Origin of the sequence: Tenuifilum thalassicum (assembly GCF_013265555.1) — a bacterium.
In the GTDB taxonomy this organism is placed as follows: Bacteria; Bacteroidota; Bacteroidia; order Bacteroidales; family Tenuifilaceae; genus Tenuifilum; species Tenuifilum thalassicum.
Genome location: NZ_CP041345.1, coordinates 974,067 through 989,506 on the forward strand (window position 1 = coordinate 974,067; position 15,440 = coordinate 989,506).

At 39.7% G+C, this 15,440-nt stretch carries 14 protein-coding genes; 12 read left to right on the forward strand and 2 right to left on the reverse strand.

Translation table 11 applies throughout. The features are described 5' to 3' along the window. Positions 1–18: 18 nt before the first annotated feature. From FHG85_RS04015 to FHG85_RS04040, 6 genes are all read left to right on the forward strand, one after another. Positions 19–2,259, forward strand: coding sequence for an alginate lyase family protein (locus FHG85_RS04015; protein WP_173073224.1), 2,241 nt, complete (start codon positions 19–21; stop codon positions 2,257–2,259). 4 nt (positions 2,260–2,263) lie between these two features. Continuing rightward, on the forward strand, positions 2,264–2,626 hold the full coding sequence (locus tag FHG85_RS04020; RefSeq protein ID WP_173073226.1) for a cupin domain-containing protein: 363 nt from the start codon (positions 2,264–2,266) through the stop codon (positions 2,624–2,626). A 55-nt stretch (positions 2,627–2,681) separates the two neighbouring features. Further along, positions 2,682–3,974, forward strand: a complete 1,293-nt coding sequence (locus tag FHG85_RS04025) for an MFS transporter (protein ID WP_173073229.1) — start codon at positions 2,682–2,684, stop codon at positions 3,972–3,974. Positions 3,975–4,006: 32 nt separating this feature from the next. Next, positions 4,007–4,759: an SDR family NAD(P)-dependent oxidoreductase gene (locus FHG85_RS04030; RefSeq protein WP_173073231.1), complete on the forward strand. Its 753-nt coding sequence runs from the start codon at positions 4,007–4,009 to the stop codon at positions 4,757–4,759. A gap of 127 nt (positions 4,760–4,886) precedes the next feature. Then, the gene (locus tag FHG85_RS04035; protein WP_173073233.1) at positions 4,887–5,924 is read left to right on the forward strand and encodes a sugar kinase; all 1,038 of its coding nucleotides are present in this window, start codon (positions 4,887–4,889) and stop codon (positions 5,922–5,924) included. Positions 5,925–6,089: 165 nt separating this feature from the next. Further along, on the forward strand, positions 6,090–6,761 hold the full coding sequence (locus FHG85_RS04040) for a bifunctional 4-hydroxy-2-oxoglutarate aldolase/2-dehydro-3-deoxy-phosphogluconate aldolase (protein ID WP_173073235.1): 672 nt from the start codon (positions 6,090–6,092) through the stop codon (positions 6,759–6,761). A gap of 80 nt (positions 6,762–6,841) precedes the next feature. Here the strand turns inward: FHG85_RS04040 and alaS are convergent, their stop codons facing one another. Beyond that, the gene (gene alaS / locus FHG85_RS04045) at positions 6,842–9,460 is read right to left on the reverse strand and encodes an alanine--tRNA ligase (protein WP_173073237.1); all 2,619 of its coding nucleotides are present in this window, start codon (positions 9,458–9,460) and stop codon (positions 6,842–6,844) included. Between the two features lie 151 nt (positions 9,461–9,611). Between alaS and FHG85_RS13345 the strand changes: the two genes are divergently transcribed. The 6 genes from FHG85_RS13345 (at position 9,612) to FHG85_RS04075 (ending at position 14,541) form a co-directional block, all read left to right on the forward strand. After that, positions 9,612–10,574 carry a M23 family metallopeptidase gene (locus tag FHG85_RS13345; RefSeq protein ID WP_173073239.1) on the forward strand — a complete coding sequence of 321 codons (963 nt, stop codon included), beginning with the start codon at positions 9,612–9,614 and terminating at the stop codon, positions 10,572–10,574. Positions 10,575–10,580: 6 nt separating this feature from the next. Continuing rightward, entirely contained in the window at positions 10,581–11,552 is a 972-nt protein-coding gene (locus FHG85_RS04055; protein WP_173073241.1) for a M23 family metallopeptidase, read from the forward strand. Positions 11,553–11,566: 14 nt separating this feature from the next. Continuing rightward, positions 11,567–11,905: a MerR family transcriptional regulator gene (locus tag FHG85_RS04060; RefSeq protein WP_173073243.1), complete on the forward strand. Its 339-nt coding sequence runs from the start codon at positions 11,567–11,569 to the stop codon at positions 11,903–11,905. Positions 11,906–11,970: 65 nt separating this feature from the next. Continuing rightward, positions 11,971–13,065 carry a Nif3-like dinuclear metal center hexameric protein gene (locus FHG85_RS04065; protein ID WP_173073245.1) on the forward strand — a complete coding sequence of 365 codons (1,095 nt, stop codon included), beginning with the start codon at positions 11,971–11,973 and terminating at the stop codon, positions 13,063–13,065. Positions 13,066–13,068: 3 nt separating this feature from the next. Next, a complete protein-coding gene (locus FHG85_RS04070; protein WP_173073247.1) occupies positions 13,069–13,839 on the forward strand; it encodes a zinc ribbon domain-containing protein in 771 nt (256 codons plus the stop codon). A 210-nt stretch (positions 13,840–14,049) separates the two neighbouring features. Next, complete coding sequence (locus FHG85_RS04075; protein WP_173073249.1) at positions 14,050–14,541, forward strand: hypothetical protein; 492 nt, start codon at positions 14,050–14,052, stop codon at positions 14,539–14,541. Between the two features lie 124 nt (positions 14,542–14,665). Here FHG85_RS04075 and FHG85_RS04080 read toward each other — a convergent pair whose 3' ends face one another. Next, complete coding sequence (locus FHG85_RS04080) at positions 14,666–15,439, reverse strand: TPM domain-containing protein (protein ID WP_173073252.1); 774 nt, start codon at positions 15,437–15,439, stop codon at positions 14,666–14,668. Position 15,440: the final 1 nt, after the last annotated feature.

Below are 15,440 nucleotides of genomic sequence, written 5' to 3' on the forward strand. Positions count from 1 at the left end.
AACTTGCTTTTAAATAATATGGTTAAAAACAAAATGCCCCATTGGGCTCGGCGTAAGAAAATTTATTTGAGTGGTTTTCTAACTCTTGCAACTGTTGTAGTTCTATTCGGGTCGTGCTCAAAGTCTATATCGATAGAAGGGCATGAGAGTTATCCTAAACTTATTCTCAAGAAACAGGATGTTCCGCAAATTGTTGAGGGGATTTCGAAGTACCCTTTACTAAAGGCATCGTTTGAGAAAGCAAAAAGTATAGCCGACAATGCAATTTTGAATGGCATTGAAATTCCAATTCCTAAAGATCCTGGTGGTGGTTATACCCACGAAAAACATAAGCGGAACTACATTGAAATGTATAATGCCGGATTGGTTTATCAGCTAACAGGTGAAGAAAAATATGCAGTTTTTGTGCGTGATATGCTACTCAAGTATGCCGAGTTGTATCCTACCCTTGGATTGCATCCAATGAAGAAGAATCAAGCGCCTGGTAAACTTTTCTGGCAAGGTCTTAACGAGTCCGTTTGGTTGGTATATACAATTCAGGCTTACGACTGTATTCACGATTTTTTGACTGATACCGAAAGAAAAATCATTGAAGAGAACCTTTTTAAAGAGGTGGTTAAGTTCTTCTTAACCGAAAACAAGAGCACTTTCAATCGAATTCATAATCATGGAACGTGGGCAGTGGCTGGCGTTGGTATGACGGGGCTTGTACTTGGCGACACATTAATGGTTAAACAGGCACTTTACTCTACTGAACTTGATAGCACAGGTGGATTTTTACGGCAGATAGATGAGTTGTTCTCGCCCGATGGTTATTATGCTGAAGGACCCTATTATCAAAGGTATGCACTACTCCCATTCGTCATTTTTGCAAAAGCCCTTGAAAATAATATACCTGAGCTTAAAATCTTTGATTACAAGAGCGGAGTTTTGAATAGGGCCGTGGTTACTTTACTTCAGCTAACTAATACCGATGGCCGCTTTTATCCAATAAACGATGCTATAAAGGATAAAACATGGATAACACCTGAACTAGTGTTTGGTACTAATATAGCATATTTCAATACCCACGATAGTACTATTCTTGATGTTGCTCAAAAACAGGGTGAGGTGATGCTTAGCATCGAGGGGCTTGAGGTTGCTAAAGCCATTGAGCAGGGGCATGTGAAAACTTTTGTTCGAAAACCAATTGTTATTCGCGATGGGAAAAATGGTGATGCAGGTGGTTTGGCTATCCTCAGAATGGGCAAAAACGAGAAGCAAACTTCTGTTCTTTTTAAGTTTACTTCTCAAGGAATGGGGCATGGCCATTTCGATAGGTTGAACTTAAATATTTTTGATAGGGGAGTTGAGATAGTTCCCGACTATGGTGCTGCAAGGTTTATAAATGTTGTTGCTAAAGAGGGTGGTAGATACTTGAATGAGAATAAGACATGGGCCAAACAAACCATTGCACATAATACTTTGGTTATTAACCAAAAATCAAACTTTAATGGAAGTGTAAAACTTGCCGATAAATTTAGTCCTAAGCTCCTATTTACCGATTTGTCGAATGCCAATATTCAGATGGTTTCTGCCATTGACGAGAATTGTTACAAAAACGATACTATTCAAAGGACTTTAGCTCTTATTGAGTTTGGTGATCGGAAGTTCTTAATTGATCTTTTCAACATTAAAGGTATAGGAAGAGTTCAGTATGACCTTCCAACCTACTTCAATGGTCAGATTATCGACTCAAATTTTGAGATTCAGCGATTGAACCAGTATAAGATTTTAGGCAACAATAATGGTTATCAACATTTGGTAATAGATGCTGAATCAAGAGCATTTGACTCGTTGGCAAGGGTTACTTGGGCTATTGGAACGGGCTTTTACTCGCTTACTACAATTACAAATACTCACACAAACTTTTATGTGGTTAGGCTAGGCGCTAACGATCCAAATTACAATTTACGGAATCAGCAAGGTTTCATTTTTAGGGGTGAGCTGGCTGGTAGTGGTAAGATTCTATCTGTTTATGAGTTGCATGGAAACTACAATCCTTCTACAGAGGCTGTGCTAGGCTCAGAAAGTGCAATTGATTCATGTAAACTTTTTGATGATAACGATAGGGTTGCAGTATATGTCACTCTTAAAAACGGTAAAAAAATAGGACTATTTATCGATTTAAGTTTTAGCGGCTCTAATAGTAATAGGGTCAAAGTAGACAATTCTGTAGTAACATGGCAAGGAAACTATAAATTAACAATAAAAGAATAAAATTATGGCAAGCGAAAAATTTATTAAGAATTCAGAGAAGTGGGAAGATCTTGGTGGTGGAGTATCGCGTCAATTTCTTGGTTGGGATAACCAAATAATGATGGTAAAAGTTAAGTTTGAAAAGGGCGCAATAGGCAGCACCCACCAACATTTTCACACACAAGCTACCTACGTGGCCAAAGGTAAATTTGAGTTTACCATCGATGGTCAAACAAAAATTGTTGAAGAGGGTGAGGGGGTTTATATTGCTCCTAATCTTCCTCATGGTACAATCTGTTTAGAGGATGGAATCCTTATCGATGTTTTTAGTCCTGTTCGCGAGGATTTTCTTGATGGTAGTCAGGTCTCATATTTTGGTAAAAAATAGTTTGATGAATTTTTGAGCTTGTAAAAAATGTCTGGCTCATTTTAAAATTAGAATCATGAAGATAAAAGGGTTACGTTGGTGGATTATTGGGCTAATAGCATTGGCTACAGTAATCAATTATATCGATAGGAGTACACTTGGTGTTATGTGGCCAAGTATTTCGAAGGATTTAGGAATGGAAAAGGACGACTATGCCATTATCCTAAATTTCTTTATGATTGCCTATGCTGTTGGTCAATCGGTTTCTGGAAGGTTATTCGATAAAGTTGGAACACGAATTGGTTATGTTATTGCAATAGGCGTTTGGGGGCTCTCCTCGTTTATGCATGCATTTGCTCGAGGAATCTTATCGTTTAGCTTCTTCAGGATTACATTGGGTTTAGGTGAGGCTGGCAACTGGCCAGGTGCTGCAAAAAGCAATGCAGAGTGGTTCCCAATTAAGGAACGAGCCATTGCTCAGGGGTTGTTTAATGCCGGTGCATCAATTGGCTCTGTTATTGCTCCCCCTCTAATCGCTCTTTTGTGGGCTGCTTTTGGTTGGCAGGTAACTTTCATGATTGTCGGCTCATTTGGTATAATGTGGCTTATTCCATGGCTCATTATAAATAAAAAGGGACCAAAAGAACATCCCTGGATTACTAAATATGAGCAGGAGAAAATTATTAAAGGACAGCATGCTAAAGAGAACACCGTTGAGGGCCAAAAGGGTAAATGCTTAAAAGATATCCTGAAGCATAGAGAATCATGGTCGGTTCTTGTTTCGCGCTTCTTCCTTGAACCAATCTGGTGGCTTTTTGTTGGCTGGATGCCAATTTATTTGGCCGAAGTATATGGATTCGATGTAAAACAGATAGGACTTTTCGCATGGGTCCCCTATGTTGGAGCAGCCATTGGTAGTATTAGCGGTGGTTACTTTTCTGGTAAAATGATTAAAAATGGTGCAACCATAAACCGCGCCCGAAAAACTGCAATAACCATTGGCGGTGCAATCATGTTCCTTGGACTTTTGGCAACAATATTTTTAGCCAATACCCCTCTAAAATTTGTCGTGATAGTTGCGTTTGTCCTATTTGGCTTCCAGTTTACCATTGGAAATATCCAGACCTTACCATCCGACTTGTTTTATGGTAAATCCGTTGGAACTCTTGCTGGTTTTGGTGGTACCGTTGGGGTTTTTGCTGTTATTGCCATGAATTTCCTTGTACCAGTAATCTCAAAGATTTCTTATACCCCAATTTTTGTAATGATTGCGGTATTTGTACCGCTTGGTATTTGGGCAATATACTACTTTGCTAAGGATATTCGCCCTGTTGATGAGAAAGAAACAAAAACAATAAGTATTAAATAATAAACCATCATTAACCTTTAAACTTTATAATTATGGAATTAAAAGGAAAAGTTGTAATTGTGACAGGTGGGGCCAGAGACATTGGCCGTGAAGTTTCGGTGAAACTTGCTAAGCTAGGTGCAAAGGTATGTGTTAACTACTTCGACAACAAAGAGGATGCCGATGAAACCCTTAAGCTAATAAAAGAGTTTGGTGGCGAGGCTATAATTGCTCAAGGTGATATGACTAAATTAGCCGATGCTGAACGTTTGGTTGCCGAAACTTGCGCTGCTTTTGGCGATAGAGTTGATGGACTTGTTAATGTTGCAGGTGGCCTTGTGGCTCGCAAAACCCTTGAGGAAATTGATGAAAACTTCTACCAGTTCCTCTTTGATGTGAACTTCAAAACCATGCTATTTGCCATGAAAGCTGCTGTGCCAAAAATGACAAATGGCGGTTCAATTGTTAACTTCTCGTCGCAAGCTGCTCGCGATGGAGGTGGCCCTGGTGCTTCTCTTTATGCATCTTCAAAAGGTGCTGTTGCTACCTTTACTCGTTCTATGGCAAAGGAATTAGGACCCAAAAATATACGTGTTAATGCACTATGCCCAGGCATGATTGCTACCTCGTTCCACGACCGGTTTACTAAACCCGAGGTGCGCGAAAAGGTAGCTGCTTCAACTCCTCTGCGTCGAGAAGGTAAACCTGAGGAGGTGGCTGATCTTGTTGCATACCTACTATCCGATGATTCAACCTTTATTACTGGCGCTAACATCGATATAAATGGTGGTTTATACTTCTCGTAATTACTTTCATTTGTTCTTGAGAGTTTTGGTTTAGTTCTTAATATTAACTTAAATTTCGTCTAATCTAAGCCGAATAAGTTTACTTTGATTTTATGTGTATTTATTCGGCTTTTTTTTCTCTAAAGATATGAGCAAAAAGGTAGTTACTTTTGGGGAAATCATGTTGAGGTTGTCAACACCAGGTTATCAGAGATTTACTCAAGCAAAAGAGTATAACGCTACTTTTGGCGGTGGTGAGGCAAATGTTGCAGTTTCCCTTGCAAATTATGGAATTAACGTTGATTTTGTAACTCGTTTACCCGAAAATGATTTAGGGCGTGCTTGTAAAATGGAACTTCAAAGGTTCGGAGTAGGCACTGATAAGATTATTTATGGGGGCAATAGGCTCGGAATTTATTTTCTTGAAACGGGTGCCGTTAGTAGGGGAAGTAAGGTCATTTATGACCGTGCATATTCTGCTTTTTCCGAAATAAAGCCCGGAATGATTGATTGGGAAAAGGTATTTGAAGGTGCCGATTGGTTCCATTGGACGGGGATAACACCAGCCGTTTCACAAGGTGCTGCTGATGTTTGCCTTGAGGCTATTCAGGTTGCAAACCGAATGGGATTAACTGTTTCGTGTGATTTAAACTATAGGAAAAACCTTTGGAAATACGGCAAGAAATGCCACGAGGTAATGCCCTCACTAGTTGAAGGATGCGATATCGTTCTTGGCAATGAGGAGGATGCAGCAATGGCGCTTAACATTCATCCCGAAGGTGTTGATGTTACAGCTGGAAAGGTTGAAGGGGCTGCCTATGAATCAGTATCTCGTCAAATCATGGCTAAGTTCCCAAAAGTGAAAAAGGTTATTACAACTCTTCGAAGTTCAATTAATGCTAACCATAACAACTGGGCTGGTGTCCTCTGGGATGGCAAAAAACTTTATGAATCCCGACATTATCAAATTACCCATATAGTTGATAGAGTAGGAGGTGGTGACTCATTTATGGGAGGACTTATTTACGGCTTACTTACTTACCAAGGTGATGATCAGAAAGCGCTCGACTTTGCTGTTGCTGCATCATGCCTTAAGCACACTATTCCTGGTGATTTTAATATGGTTACTGTGGACGAGGTGGAAAAACTGATGGGTGGCGACGCATCGGGACGGGTTTCTAGGTAGAATTATCCGACCCCTTGCTTTTTTCCATGCAAAAGGGGCTGGCTCTATTAATTTTGCAAGGTGTGGTAAAAACGCTTAGTTACTATAATGCTATAATTTGTTTTTTAAGAGACAGCCGCCTTTTGCTTTGGTTTTGCATTTTTAATACTAATAAAAAAATCCTGTATGGCACGTTTTTCTAGAATTGATGTGGCTTTAAAAATGAAAGAAACTGGATTAGTCCCTGTATTCTATAATGAAAGCCTTGAGATTTGTAAAGCAGTTGTAAAAGCCTGTTACGATGGCGGTGTGCGTTTATTTGAATTTACTAATAGGGGAGACTTTGCCCATCTTGTATTTGCAGAGCTCAATAAATGGGCAATAAATGAGATACCCGATATGATTCTGGGAGTAGGGTCCATAATCGACGGAGCTTCTGCCGCATTGTATATTGGTCTTGGTGCAAATTTTATTGTTTCACCAATTGTTGATGAGGAAACCGCAAAAATTTGTAATAAACGAAAAATTGCTTGGAGTCCTGGTTGTGGTTCGGTTACCGAAATTAGTAAGGCCCATGAACTAGGAGCAGAGGTTGTGAAGATCTTTCCAGGAAAGCAGGTTGGTGGACCTGAGTTTGTTAAAGCTGTCAAGGGCCCTATGCCTTGGACTAGTATCATGCCAACTGGGGGTGTTGCTCCTAGTGAGGATAATCTTAAGGAATGGTTCAATGCTGGGGTAACTTGTGTGGGAATGGGATCAAAGCTGTTCCCTAAGCAGGTGATTGAGAATAAACAGTTTGAATTGATATCTGCTAAATGTGCCGAAGTGCTTGAGATTATTAGTAGGGTGAAAAAGTAGCTCGATAATTAAACTTGCACATTTGAAAGAATTTATCATGGTGTATAAAAAAAAGAGGCTGATCTCCAGCCTCCTTTTTTTTAACTTATAGCTTCCTTGGCTTTTGCAATTGCCTTGTCTAGGCCATCGGGATTTTTCCCTCCTGCAGTTGCGTAGAATGGCTGTCCGCCACCACCTCCTTTAATCTCTTTGGCTGCTTCCCTTACTATGTTAGAGGCATTCAAACCATGTTTTTCTACCAACGATTCATTTATCATTACTGATAGAAGGGCCTTCCCGTTTGCTTCGGTTCCTAGCACAAGGTACAGGTTAGGTATCTCATTCTTTAGCTGGAACGATAGGTCCTTAAGTGCATCAGCATTTCCAATGCTAACCTTTTCGCAAATTATGTTGACGCCATTTTTCTCAACTACTTTAGCCTTAAGCGCAGCTTTTACCGATTTTAGCTTTTCTGCCTCAAGGCTTTCGAGTGTTTCCTTTAGCTTTTTATTATCATCTACAAGTTTTGAGGCAGCTTTCACAACATTCGAAGGATTGCCTAGTATCGATTTAATTTCATTAATTGTATCGATTTGAGTGTAAACATAGTCTTCGGCTTTTTCACCAGTAATGGCCTCAATTCGACGTACACTAGCGGCAATTGCACCTTCAGAAATTATCTTAAAGTAACCAATGTTGCCAGTAGCTTTTGTGTGAGTTCCTCCACAAAGCTCAACCGATTCACCAAATTTTATTACTCTTACCTTTTCGCCATATTTCTCGCCAAAAAGAGCCATGGCCCCCATTTGTTGGGCATTTTCAATTGGCACTTCACGATGTTCCTCAAGCTGTATGTTCTGTCTTATTATCTTATTTACCCTTTTTTCTACCTGTCGAATTTCCTCATCAGTCATTTTTTGGAAATGCGAAAAGTCGAATCGGAGGTAATCGGGATGTACCAATGAGCCTTTTTGCTCTACATGGGTTCCAAGTACTGCTCGTAAGGCATTATGAAGTAGGTGTGTTGCAGAGTGGTTGTTCGCAGTACGAATCCTTTTTTCATAGTTTACAGTAGCAAAGAACGGTACGTTGGGGGTTTGTGGCAGCTTGTCAACTAGATGTATAATAAGGTTGTTTTCTTTAAAAGTATTAAGCACCTTTAGGGTTTCTGAATCGCTTTCAAGGGTACCCGAATCGCCAACCTGGCCTCCCGATTCAGCATAAAATGGTGTTTTTTCAAGTACTACATGGTACTGCTCCTTGCCTTTAGCTTTTACAGTACGCATACGTAAAATGCGCGTATCAGTTTTTAATGTATCATAGCCAACAAACTCAACTTTATCGGATTCGTTTACTGTAATCCAATCATCGGCTTCAACGGCAGCATCAGCCCTTGAGCGCTCTTTCTGGTTAGCCATTTCGGCATCAAATTCCTCGCGGTTAACGCTTAGGTTATTTTCGCGTAATATTAGTTCTGTGAGGTCGAGGGGAAATCCATAGGTGTCGTAAAGTATAAATGCATCTTTCCCCGAAATTTCTTTCTTGTTTTCCTTCTTTGCCTTTTCAATGTGCTGCTCAAGAAGTTTAATTCCAGTTTCTAAGGTGCGTAAAAATGTGGTTTCCTCCTTATTGATTACATTGATTATAAGATCCTGTTGAGCCTTAAGCTCTGGAAAATGCTCGCCCATTTGTTCAACTAGTACGGGAACTAAACTATCGATAAAGGGTTCGCGGAAGTTAAGGAAGGTATAACCATAGCGAACGGCCCTACGAAGAATACGACGAATTACATAACCAGCCTTAACGTTTGAGGGGAGTTGTCCGTCGGCTATGGAGAAGCTAATGGCACGAAGATGGTCAGCAATTACTCTCATGGCCACATCGGTTTTAGGATTTGAGCCGTAAGGGATTCCGCTCATTTGCGAAATGCGGTCAATTATTGGGGTAAACACATCAGTGTCGTAGTTGCTCTTTTTCCCCTGAACAACCATAGCTAAGCGCTCAAAACCCATTCCCGTGTCAACATGACGTGAGGGTAGTGGTTCAAGAGTCCCATTAGCCTTGCGATTGAATTGAATGAACACAAGGTTCCAAATTTCAATAACCAGTGGATGCCCCTTGTTTACCATTTGCTCACCAGGAATTGCCTTACGCTCAGCCTCGTCGCGTAGGTCGATATGAACCTCGGTACAAGGACCGCATGGTCCGGTATCGCCCATTTCCCAAAAGTTATCCTTTTTGCTTCCCAGCAAGATTCTTTCTGCAGGTAAATGCTTTTTCCAGCATTCTAACGCTTCAGTATCTCTTTCAATTCCCTCGCTAGGGCTGCCCTCAAAAATAGTTGCATATAACCTATTCTTGTCAATTTTTAGAACATCAACAAGGAATTCCCATGCCCAATCAATGGCTTCGCGCTTAAAGTAGTCACCAAACGACCAGTTCCCAAGCATTTCGAACATGGTGTGGTGGTAAGTATCGTGCCCAACCTCTTCTAAATCGTTATGCTTGCCCGACACTCGCAAACACTTTTGAGAATTTGCAACGCGAGGATATTTTGCAGGTGCATTACCAAGGAAAATATCCTTAAACTGATTCATCCCAGCATTAGTAAACATAAGGGTTGGGTCGTCCTTAACAACCATGGGTGCCGATGGTACAATTTGGTGCGATTTCTCGGCAAAAAAGTCCAAAAATCTTTGGCGAATTTCTTTTGAAGTCATAAAATTCTATTATTGAAATATTTAAAACTAACTATTTAACCATTTAAAATAAAAAAAATGCTCTTTTTGTTTGTTGAAAAAATATTTTTACCATAGTTTTGTTGCAGTTTGTCAAAAGTGTATTACTTTGCAGCAATTTAGCGTTAAAACTATGGCAAAAATAAAATATCAATTTAACCCTCATACCCTAACATTCGATGTTGTTCGAATACCATTCTACAAACGATTTGCAAAGATACTAATTCATTTGGTATTTTATACAGGCATTTTTCTTGGTTTAGGGTATTCATTTTCTATAATTTACGATACTCCAGTAGAGCGCGCCTTAAAACGCTCTAACGCGGAGTATAACCTAAAGTATGAACTTGCTCAAAAACGTATCTCGCAGCTAAATCAATCTTTAGCAGCCATAGAGGAAAAGGATAACAATATTTACCGAGCAATTTTTGAAGCCGATACCATTCCTTTTTCTATTAGAATGGGTGGTTATGGTGGCCATCAAAAGTATTCCAAGTTGTCAAATTCATCTAACTCTGCGATATTACTAAAAACTTTACGTTCATTAGACGAGCTTACCTGGCGTGCTTACATTCAATCAAAATCGTTTGACGAGGTAATCGATTTAGCAAAGAATAAGGAAAAAATGATTCTATGTATACCTGCTATACAGCCTATTAATGTAAAAGATTTAGGTAGAATATCCGATTTTTATGGAATGCGTTTACATCCTTTGACACGAAGATGGACAAAACATAATGGAATAGATTTTGCTGGCCCTATAGGTACCCCAATATATGCCACTGGCGATGGTGTTGTTGTTGAAGCGGGATATTCTTTCCATGGTTATGGGAATCAGGTAATTGTCGATCATGGCTTTGGTTATAAAACCCGATATGCCCACTTACATGATATTAATGTTAAGGTAGGCCAAAAGGTTAAGCGTGCCGAAATGATTGGTACTCTCGGAAATACTGGTCGTAGTACTGGCCCTCATCTCCATTACGAGGTAATTGTAAGAGGACGGCCTGTTAACCCTATTAACTATTTTAATGACATGACCGAAGAGGACTATCAAAAAATGCTTGAGGGATATTCAAGCCAATTCCTAGATTAGTAAGTTATGCCAAGGACAAAGTATAAATTTCATCCAGAACAGCTTGTCTTTGTTAAAGAGAGAAGAACCTTACGCGAAAAAGTTTGGCTTGTAGCCAAATACATTATTGCCATTTTTGTTATTGGGTTTATATCTTATATGGTTTTCCCAATTTTTATCGATACCCCTGAGGTTAGAAAGTTGAAGCGCGAAAATCAGGAACTTCTTGTTAACTACGAGATAATTAGTAAGCGTATTGAGCATCTTAGCTCTGTGATTGCCGATTTGGAAAAGCGCGACGAGGGTATTTATCGGATTATTTTTGAGGCTAAACCTATTCCTAGTTCTGTGCGTAATGCTGGCATTGGCGGGGCTAATCGCTACTCCGAACTTGAAAAGCTATCAAATAGTAAGCTTATCGTTGAAACTACCAAAAAGCTCGATGAACTTTCCAAAAAGGCTTACATTCAGAGCCGTTCCTTTGATGAGATCTCAGAGCTTGCTAAAAACAAGGAAAAGCTACTAAAATCTATACCCGCAATAATGCCTATTCGCGATAAAGACCTTACGAGGGTGGCCTCGTCCTTTGGCATGCGGATTCATCCGTTTTATAAAGTGCTTAAAATGCATACAGGGATGGATTTTACTGCTCCTACTGGTACTAAAATATTTGCCACGGGCGATGGGGTTGTTGTTAAAACTCGATATGCTCAAAGAGGTTATGGTAACCATATTGTAATAGACCATGGCTTTGGATACTCAACCCTTTATGCGCATATGAGTAAGTTTGCAGTGAGAGTGGGACAACGGGTTAAACGAGGAACAGTTATTGGTTATGTTGGAAACACAGGTACATCTGTTGCTCCACACTTACACTACGAAGTCCGAAAAGATGACAAGCCGGTTAACCCTATTCATTACTACTTTAACGATTTAACCCCTGAACAGTACGAAAAAATGGTTGAAATTGCTTCGCAACCTACCCAGAGCTTCGACTAGTAAATTCTTGAAAAATGCCATATAAAGAAAAAAAAATAGAAAAGTACTACTACTCCATTGGCGAAGTAGCCGATATGCTTGGGGTTAACACATCGTTGATTCGTTTTTGGGAGAAAAACTTCGATATAATTAAACCGCATAAAAATAAAAAGGGTAACCGCTATTTTACTAAAAAGGATATTGAAAACCTTAAGCTGATTTATCATCTTGTTAAAGAACAGGGCATGACTCTTGATGGGGCCAGAAAAAAGATTGCGGCTCAAAAAGAGGACCTTGCCGAAAACTTTAAGCTTGTTGAAAGTTTAACTAAGATTCGGGAGATGCTGGTTGAAATCAGAGATATGCTCGACTAGTACCATATGAATGCCCATGTTAGGTAAAAATCAACCTAATGGCCTTTTAAACTAACTTGTAGCACATGAAAATAGGTGACATTGTTTCTATTCTGGAGGGTTTTGCACCACTTGCCCTTCAAGAAGATTATGATAATTCAGGACTAATTGTTGGGAGTAAGGATTCCGAAGTAGATAAAATTCTTCTTTCCATTGATGTAACCCCCGAAGTGGTTAGGGAGGCTATAAGCAAGGGGGCTAATCTAATTATTGCACATCACCCAATCGTTTTCAGGGGCCTTAAACGTTTCAATGGTTCTAACTATGTGGAACGGGTAGTACTTGACGCTATAAAAAACGATATTGCTATTTATGCCTCTCACACTAATATCGATAGCGTAGAGGGAGGTGTAAGTTATAGGATTGCGCAACGCCTTGGACTTGAAGATGTTAAAATCCTGAGACCAATAAATGGTAACCTGGTAAAACTTGTCACCTTTGTCCCAAACGACTTCGCACAAAAGGTTAGGGATGCCATTTTCTCCGCTGGCGCTGGTGTAATTGGTAATTACGACTCTTGCTCATACAATGTTAATGGATTTGGTTCGTTTCGTGCTAACGAAACCGCAAATCCATTTGTAGGGCAAAAAGGCGAAATCCACTTTGAACCCGAAGTAAGAGTAGAAACCATTGTCCCTCGTCATTTACTTAAAAACTGCATTTCAGCAATGCTCAACGCTCATCCCTACGAAGAGGTTGCTTATGATGTTTATCCTATTGAATTACCTTATCCTAAAGCCGGATTAGGTGCTGTAGGCGTACTTCCTAAACCCGTTGAGTTTGACAAATTTCTATTGCAGGTCAAGCAAAAGTTTAACGCAAAGTGTGTGAGGTTCACAAATCCAGTTTCTGATTCAGTTTCAAAAGTGGCAATTTGTGGGGGGAGTGGAATCGAGCTGCTAAGGGATGCTATTGCTTCAGGTGCCCAAGTTTTTATCACTGCCGATGTAAAATACCATCAATTTTTCGACGCTGAAAATCGCATTTCCATAGTAGATATTGGACATTTTGAAAGTGAGCAGTTTACAGTTGATATTTTTTATGACTTACTTACAAAAAAATTATCTAATTTTGCAATCTTAAAATCGGAAGTGAATACTAATCCTATTAACTACATATAGATTATGGCTAAAGAGAAAATCAACCCCGCTGAAAAAAATGCTGAACTCACCATTGAAGAGAAGTTAAGATTTTTGTTTAAACTTCAGCAGGTAGATTCCAAAATTGATAAAATCAAACTGCTACGAGGCGAACTACCTCTTGAGGTGGAAGACTTAGAAGACGAGATAGAAGGATTAACAACTCGTGTTGAAAATCTTAAGAATGATATCAAGGAGCTTGAGAGTCAAATCAACCAGAAAAAAATCGAGATTAAGGATGCTGAAGCCCTAATTAAAAAGTACGAGGAACAGCAAAAAAATGTTCGTAATAATAGGGAGTACGACTCTTTGACAAAAGAGATTGAATATCAAACTCTTGAAATTGAACTCTGTAATAAGCGTATTAAAGAATACACACAGCAGATAAAGGAAAAAAACCTGCTTATTGAGCAAACAGAAAAGCAGCTTGAAGAAAGGAGTAAAGATTTAGAGCAGAAAAAGCAGGAGCTGGAGAGCATAACCAGCGAAACTCAAAAAGAGGAAAATGAGCTCATTCAGCTAAGCGAAGAGTACTCCATGAACATTGAACCACGTCTTCTTACTGCTTACAAACGTATTAGAGCAAATGCAAGAAATGGGTTAGCTGTGGTTACTGTTCAGCGCGATGCTTGTGGCGGTTGTTTTAATAAGATCCCCCCCCAACGTCAGCTCGATATTAAAATGCATAAAAAGGTAATTGTTTGTGAGTATTGCGGTAGAATTCTGGTTGACGACTCACTGCAAGATGAAGAATAGTGTTGGTTATTAACAATATTCAACGTCCTCTTTTGGGGACGTTTTTTTTAATTATCATTTAAACATCCCTTGCTTCTCCAATCAAATTTCCAATAGTTTATCATTTCCCTATCATGATTTTGAGAAACATATGAAGCACAAGATGCGTATGTATTTGTGTTCCATTTAAATATTCATCAAACTAAAAGTAGCTAACCTAACATTTTTGCGATGAAAAACTTAAAGGTACTTGTAATAGTTGGATTTCTTCTTCCACTCTTTTCATCATGCGATAGCTTAGTAAATGACGAGACAACAAATGATTCGCTTTACGTCAAGTTTATTAACGATTCTGCTTCGCTATATACGATAACCACTATAGAAATCCGAAATAGGGGAGCAGTTGACGGGAGCCAAGAACCCATAGGCACTTGGAGCAGTAATGTGCTGCAAGCTGGGCAAAAACTTGTTCCGGGTGAAAGTACTTACTTTACTTTAAAATTACCTAATGGAGAATGGGCTGAATATCGATTAGGTGTTGATGGTGGCACAGGCAATGAGGTGATGCTGTACGATCAACCTAATTATAACGGATTTAGAGATTTACCTATAACACATTGGGGTAGCGATGAACGAACGGTATCCGTTGCCATTACCTACGACGAAACAACAAACACAATTTCTGTTACTGGTTGGAGCGATTGGTCGGGAATTGAAGACTAGCTAAAAATAGTTTAAAATGATAAAACCAATGGGAAACCATTGGTTTTATCTGCTACTAGATTATGAAAATTGCTATACTTATAGAGCAGTTGTGCGTTGTGCTTACTAGTAGCGAAAATTAATATTACCAGCTACCACCAGCACCGCCTCCGCCAAAGCTACCGCCTCCACCACCGGAGAAGCCGCCAAAACTACCCGAACCCGAGGAGAAATCGCTAAAACTGCTTCCGCGTCCGCCACCCATAGAACCTAGTAATAACCAAAATGGCAGATTTGATGCAAATGTTCCACCACGGACTCTTGCACCCCTGCGACCAGATAGAAATATAAACCCGAAAAAGAGTATTAAGAAAATGATGCCAGGAATTGGCGAATCGCCCTTGTAGTATTCATCGGCACTATAGAGCCCAGAGGCGAGGTCTATTATTACATCTACTGCAGCATTTATTCCTTTGTAATACCTATTCTGTTTGAAATAGGGAATCATTTCATTGTCAACAATCCTGCGTGCCACGGCATCGGGAATAACCTCTTCCATGCCATATCCTGTGGCAACAAAAGCTTGCCCCCTTTCATTCCCTATTTTCGGTTTAATAAGTATTACAATACCATTATTTTTGCCTTTTTGTCCAACTCCCCATTTTTCACCAAGTTGAAATGCGTAGTCGGCAGGATCGTACCCGTTAAGTGTAGGAACGGTTACCACATAAATTTGAGTAGATGTGCTATCGTGGTAGGCCCTTAGCTTTTGCTCTAGCACTAGCGTCTCTTCACGGTTAAGAACCCCTGCAAAATCATTTACTAGCCGAGGGGGCGACATTGGATCGGGTATATCTTGTGCCTTCAGAGGCCCCAGAATTGTTAGTATTGAAAGGATGGTATAGAAAAATCGTTTCATT

What these genes read in the sequence shown, in the direction of transcription:
- FHG85_RS04015 (WP_173073224.1), top strand. Translation starts at nt 19, where the DNA reads ATGGTTAAAAACAAAATGCCCCATTGGGCTCGGCGTAAGAAAATTTAT.
- FHG85_RS04025 (WP_173073229.1), top strand. Translation starts at nt 2,682, where the DNA reads ATGAAGATAAAAGGGTTACGTTGGTGGATTATTGGGCTAATAGCATTG.
- FHG85_RS04075 (WP_173073249.1), top strand. Translation starts at nt 14,050, where the DNA reads ATGAAAAACTTAAAGGTACTTGTAATAGTTGGATTTCTTCTTCCACTC.
- FHG85_RS04040 (WP_173073235.1), top strand. Translation starts at nt 6,090, where the DNA reads ATGGCACGTTTTTCTAGAATTGATGTGGCTTTAAAAATGAAAGAAACT.
- FHG85_RS04055 (WP_173073241.1), top strand. Translation starts at nt 10,581, where the DNA reads ATGCCAAGGACAAAGTATAAATTTCATCCAGAACAGCTTGTCTTTGTT.
- FHG85_RS13345 (WP_173073239.1), top strand. Translation starts at nt 9,612, where the DNA reads ATGGCAAAAATAAAATATCAATTTAACCCTCATACCCTAACATTCGAT.
- FHG85_RS04020 (WP_173073226.1), top strand. Translation starts at nt 2,264, where the DNA reads ATGGCAAGCGAAAAATTTATTAAGAATTCAGAGAAGTGGGAAGATCTT.
- alaS (WP_173073237.1), bottom strand. Translation starts at nt 9,460, where the DNA reads ATGACTTCAAAAGAAATTCGCCAAAGATTTTTGGACTTTTTTGCCGAG.
- FHG85_RS04060 (WP_173073243.1), top strand. Translation starts at nt 11,567, where the DNA reads ATGCCATATAAAGAAAAAAAAATAGAAAAGTACTACTACTCCATTGGC.
- FHG85_RS04070 (WP_173073247.1), top strand. Translation starts at nt 13,069, where the DNA reads ATGGCTAAAGAGAAAATCAACCCCGCTGAAAAAAATGCTGAACTCACC.
- FHG85_RS04035 (WP_173073233.1), top strand. Translation starts at nt 4,887, where the DNA reads ATGAGCAAAAAGGTAGTTACTTTTGGGGAAATCATGTTGAGGTTGTCA.
- FHG85_RS04080 (WP_173073252.1), bottom strand. Translation starts at nt 15,439, where the DNA reads ATGAAACGATTTTTCTATACCATCCTTTCAATACTAACAATTCTGGGG.
- FHG85_RS04030 (WP_173073231.1), top strand. Translation starts at nt 4,007, where the DNA reads ATGGAATTAAAAGGAAAAGTTGTAATTGTGACAGGTGGGGCCAGAGAC.
- FHG85_RS04065 (WP_173073245.1), top strand. Translation starts at nt 11,971, where the DNA reads ATGAAAATAGGTGACATTGTTTCTATTCTGGAGGGTTTTGCACCACTT.